The following is a 442-nucleotide window of genomic DNA, read 5'->3' as shown; positions in this document are numbered from 1 at the left end:
GTCGTAGGTCTGGAAGATCTCGCCGTGGATGTAGTTGTAGCCCACCGAGATGCCCATCGCGAAGGCCGCGATGATCATGCCCTCGATGACGATGTGCGGGTTGAACTGCAGGATGTCGCGGTCCTTGCAGGTGCCCGGCTCGCCCTCGTCGGAATTGCAGACGAGGTATTTCTGGCCCGGGAACGAGCGGGGCATGAAGCTCCACTTCAGGCCCGTCGGGAAGCCCGCGCCGCCGCGGCCGCGCAGGCCGGATTCCTTGACGGTGGCGATGACCTGGTCCTGCGTCATCGGCTCGCCGCCGTCGGTGCCGAGGATCTTGCGCAGGGCCTGGTAGCCGCCGCGCGCCTCGTAGTCCTTGATGCTCCAGTTCGTGCCGTCGAGGCCTGCGTAGATCTGCGGCTCGATGTGGCGGTCGTGGAAGCAGGTCTGGACGCCCGTGGCC

The 442-nt window shown here is 66.5% G+C and carries 1 pseudogene; it reads right to left on the bottom strand.

The window, feature by feature from the left end:
• Positions 1 to 442 (bottom strand): annotated as a pseudogene (locus tag HNV26_RS37505) (hypothetical protein); the annotation flags it as partial.

It is taken from the genome of Myxococcus xanthus (genome assembly GCF_013116825.1).
GTDB classification, from domain to species: domain Bacteria; phylum Myxococcota; class Myxococcia; order Myxococcales; family Myxococcaceae; genus Myxococcus; species Myxococcus xanthus_B.
This window is presented reverse-complemented; position numbering and strand designations above follow the sequence as displayed.